The organism is Psychrobacter sp. 1Y4 (assembly GCF_051847555.1).
Window position 1 is genome coordinate 1 of the sequence record NZ_JBPYDE010001076.1, and the last position, 535, is coordinate 535.

The following is a 535-nucleotide window of genomic DNA, read 5'->3' on the forward strand; positions in this document are numbered from 1 at the left end:
TATGGCATTGACCAATAAAGGCGTGGCCAATAGTACGCCGCATCAGCTGATCATGACAGCAACGCCAATTCCGCGAACGCTTGCCATGAGTGTCTATGGTGATATGGATACCTCCATCATTGATGAGCTCCCGCCGGGACGTACTCCAATTACCACGGTGACCATCGATCGCAATCGCCGCGATGAGGTGATCGAACGCATTGCCGTGAATTGCGAAGCGGGCAGGCAGGCTTACTGGGTGTGCTCCTTAGTAGAAGCATCTAGCGTGCTTGATGCACAAGCAGCTGAAGCCACGTATGAGGACTTAAATGAGCGCTTAGATATTCGCATTGGATTGGTACATGGCAAAATGAAGTCCGCGGATAAGCAAGCCATTATGCAAGCGTTTAAAGCAGGAGACTTAGATTTATTGATTGCCACCACCGTGATTGAGGTGGGCGTTGATGTACCAAACGCGTCGCTTATGGTGATCGAAAATGCGGAGCGTCTAGGTCTGTCGCAGTTGCATCAATTGCGCGGGCGCGTTGGGCGCGGC

1 protein-coding gene is annotated in these 535 nt (G+C 52.0%); it reads left to right on the forward strand.

The window, feature by feature from the left end; all coding sequences use genetic code 11:
• Positions 1–535, forward strand: a 535-nt coding sequence (locus tag ACS8FC_RS20500) for a helicase-related protein (RefSeq protein ID WP_439298137.1), incomplete at both ends; no start/stop codon positions are given.